Annotated in this window: 3 protein-coding genes; 2 read left to right on the forward strand and 1 reads right to left on the reverse strand. The window is 70.6% G+C overall.

Annotated features, from left to right (window positions below; translation table 11 throughout):
- Positions 1-42: 42 nt before the first annotated feature.
- Positions 43-2001 (reverse strand): acetate--CoA ligase, encoded by a 1959-nt coding sequence (gene acs, locus ACFULQ_RS48835; protein ID WP_383558239.1) that lies wholly within the window; start codon positions 1999-2001, stop codon positions 43-45.
- Positions 2002-2249: 248 nt separating this feature from the next.
- On the opposite strand from acs, the gene ACFULQ_RS48840 reads away from it, so the two are divergent.
- On the forward strand, positions 2250-2855 hold the full coding sequence (locus tag ACFULQ_RS48840) for an RNA polymerase sigma factor (RefSeq protein ID WP_383558241.1): 606 nt from the start codon (positions 2250-2252) through the stop codon (positions 2853-2855).
- Complete coding sequence (locus ACFULQ_RS48845) at positions 2852-3415, forward strand: hypothetical protein (RefSeq protein WP_383558243.1); 564 nt, start codon at positions 2852-2854, stop codon at positions 3413-3415. The genes ACFULQ_RS48840 and ACFULQ_RS48845 overlap by 4 nt, the downstream gene beginning before the upstream one ends.
- The last annotated feature ends 115 nt before the right edge of the window (positions 3416-3530 follow it).

Here is a 3530-nt window from a genome sequence, read left to right on the forward strand (position 1 = left end):
CCCCCTCGGGCGAGCTGTGGGCTCAGTCCTCGCTGTGCGGGCTCAGTCCTCGCTGGGCGCGGCCGGCAGCTTGGCCTGGATGAGGTCCATGACCGTGGAGTCCGTCAGCGTGGTGACGTCACCGAGCTGGCGGTTCTCGGCCACGTCCCGCAGCAGCCGGCGCATGATCTTGCCGGAGCGCGTCTTGGGCAGCTCGGCGACCGGCAGGACCCGCTTGGGCTTGGCGATCGGGCCCAGGGTGGCGCCGACGTGGTTGCGCAGCTCGGCGATGAGGTTCTCGTCCTCGGCGTTCGCCGTGCCGCGCAGGATCACGAAGGCGACGATCGCCTGCCCGGTCGTCTCGTCGGCGGCACCGACGACGGCGGCCTCGGCGACGGACGGGTGGGACACCAGCGCCGACTCCACCTCGGTGGTCGAGATGTTGTGGCCGGAGACGAGCATGACGTCGTCCACGCGGCCCAGCAGCCAGATGTCGCCGTCGTCGTCCTTCTTCGCGCCGTCGCCGGCGAAGTACTTGCCCTCGAAACGCGACCAGTAGGTGTCCAGGAAGCGCTGGTCGTCGCCCCAGATGGTGCGCAGCATGGACGGCCACGGCTCGGTGAGGACCAGGTAGCCGCCACCGCCGTTCGGGACCTCGTTCGCCTCGTCGTCCACGACGGTCGCGGAGATGCCGGGCAGCGGGGTCTGCGCGGAACCGGGCTTGGTCGCGGTGACACCCGGCAGCGGCGAGATCATCATGGCGCCGGTCTCGGTCTGCCACCAGGTGTCCACGATCGGGGTGCGGTCCGCGCCGATGTGCTTGCGGTACCAGATCCACGCCTCGGGGTTGATCGGCTCGCCCACCGAGCCCAGCACCCGCAGGCTGCTGAGATCGAACTTCGCGGGGATGTCGTCGCCCCACTTCATGAAGGTGCGGATGGCGGTCGGGGCGGTGTAGAGGATCGTCACCCCGTACTTCTGCACGATCTCCCAGAAGCGGCCCTGGTGCGGGGTGTCGGGCGTGCCCTCGTACATGACCTGGGTGGCGCCGTTGGCGAGCGGGCCGTAGACGATGTACGAGTGCCCGGTGACCCAGCCGACGTCGGCCGTGCACCAGTAGACGTCGGTCTCCGGCTTCAGGTCGAAGACGGCCTGGTGGGTGTACGCGGCCTGGGTGAGGTAGCCGCCCGAGGTGTGCAGGATGCCCTTGGGCTTGCCCGTCGTGCCGGACGTGTAGAGGATGAACAGCGGCTGCTCGGCGTTGAACGGCTCGGGCGTGTGCTCGGCCGACTGCCGGTCGACGACCTCGTGCCACCACACGTCACGGCTGTCGTCCCAGGCGACCTCCTGGCCGGTACGGCGGACAACGAGCACGTGCTCGACGTTGCCGGCCTTGGTGACCGCCTCGTCGACGGCGGGCTTGAGCGCGGACGGCTTGCCGCGCCGGTAGCCGCCGTCGGTGGTGATGACCACGCGCGCGTCGGCGTCCTGGATGCGGGTCGCGAGCGCGTCCGCGGAGAAGCCGCCGAAGACCACGGAGTGCGCGGCGCCGATCCGGGCGCACGCGAGCATGGCGACCGCGGTCTCCGGGATCATCGGCATGTAGACGGCGACCCGGTCGCCCTTCTGAACCCCCAGCTCCAGCAGCGCGTTCGCCGCCTTGGAGACCTCGTCCTTGAGCTCGGCGTAGGTGATCGCGCGGCTGTCGCCGGGCTCGCCCTCGAAGTGGATGGCGACCCGGTCGCCGTGGCCCGCCTCGACATGCCGGTCGACGCAGTTGTACGCCACGTTGAGCTCGCCGTCCTGGAACCACTTGGCGAACGGCGGGTTCGACCAGTCCAGCGTCTCCGTCGGCTCCTTGGCCCAGCTCAGTCGGCGGGCCTGCTCGGCCCAGAAACCGAGCCGGTCAGCCTTGGCCTGCTCATACGCCTCCGCTGTGACGTTGGCGTGTGCGGCCAGGTCGGCGGGGGGTGCGAACCTGCGCTCTTCCTTGAGCAGGTTGGCCAGGCTTTCGTTGCTCACGGCATCTGCCTTTCCCAGGGTGTCCGTTGTGTCCCAGGCCACAGCTCATCAGACCGGGGGTGCGATGACAAGGGCCGACCTGCAATTGGTTTAGACCTCTTGGAGTCGTCGAGTCCGGCGGCCGGGTCATCCGTACCCACGGACGCCGACCAGGCAGAGTTCAGCACTTGTAACGCCTTTCACACTCCCGGCCAAGTACCGGTGAAGCGCCGTCGACGCAGCGGCGTTCGTCGAGGAAGGGAGCCCGAGTGGACGGGATACGGGGTGGGCCGCGGGCGGCGGCTCGCGACCCACAGCTCTTCGAGGAGTTCTACCGGCGCCATGTGGACGCCATGACGTCCTTCGTGGCCCGGCGCGTCGCGGACCCGCACACCGTGGCCGACCTGACCGCCGAGATCTTCCTCGCGGTCCTGGACTCGGCCCACACCTACCGCGCCTCCCGGGGCAGCGAGCGGGCGTGGCTGTACGGCATCGCCCGCAATGTCGTCGCCGGCGAGCGCCGACGGGTCGCCCGCGAGACCGACCGCGACCGGCGCATCTCCGGCCGGCGGTTGCTGGAGCCCGACGACATCGCCCGCCTGGAGGACAAGCTCGACGCCGAGAGCCCGGGCCGCCGTGCCCTCGCCGCTCTGGAACGGCTCCCCGCGGGGGAGAGAGCCGTCCTGGAACTCGTCGCGGTCGACGACCTCACGGTCGGCGAGGCCGCGACGGCGTTGGGGATCAGCCAGGTGGCGGCGCGTGTACGGCTGCACAGGGCGCGCAAGTCCCTGCGGGAACAGGCGGAGTCACCGGGCGGGGAGCCGTTCGGCTCGTGCCTGCCGTACGTCACGGAAGGAACTGGGGGAGCGGCATGACGGCGAGGACGACGTTCGAGGACCGGCTGCTGGGGGAGTTGCGGGGGGAGATCGAGCGGCGGGAGTCCGTGCCGGTGCCCGCCGTGCGGCGCGCTCTGCTCACCGGCCGCCGACTTGCCCTGGCCGCGGGGGTCTGCGCGGCGGCCGGGCTCGCGGTGGTGCTGTCGGCGGGGACACCGGCCGGGTCCGCGGCGTACGCGCTGGAGCGCCATGACGACGGAACCGTCACGCTCACCGCCAACGAGCAGTACATCGATGTCGAGGACCAGCGTGAACTCGCACGGGAGCTGCGCCCGAACGGCATCGAGGTGGAGGTGCAGATCCTGCGCCCCGGCTATGGCTGCAAGGGGGACATGGTGCTCTGGACACACACCTCGGAGGGCGGGGTGGTCCCGCTCTTCACCTTCCAGTGGGCCCGGAAGATCACCCTGCACCGCGGCAATGTGCTGGTGTTCGTGAACTTCAACGACGGGGCGCAGCCGCACAAGGTCGACGTCTACCCGACCGAGGCCGACGTCGAGCCCTGTGTTCCGGTGAAGCCGACGCCGAGCAGGTCCTAGGGAGTGGGGGGGTGGGGGCCCCCACAACCGGCCCGACCCCCAACCCCCCAACCCACCCCAACACCCCCCCCCGCCCCCACCAGCCCAAACCCCCCCCCCCCCACCACCAGGGCTC

It is taken from the genome of Streptomyces sp. NPDC057253 (genome assembly GCF_042669125.1).
Lineage (GTDB): Bacteria > Actinomycetota > Actinomycetes > Streptomycetales > Streptomycetaceae > Streptomyces.

Coding starts and splice junctions, on each gene's coding strand:
- ACFULQ_RS48845 (WP_383558243.1), top strand. CDS start 2,852: ATGACGGCGAGGACGACGTTCGAGGACCGGCTGCTGGGGGAGTTGCGG.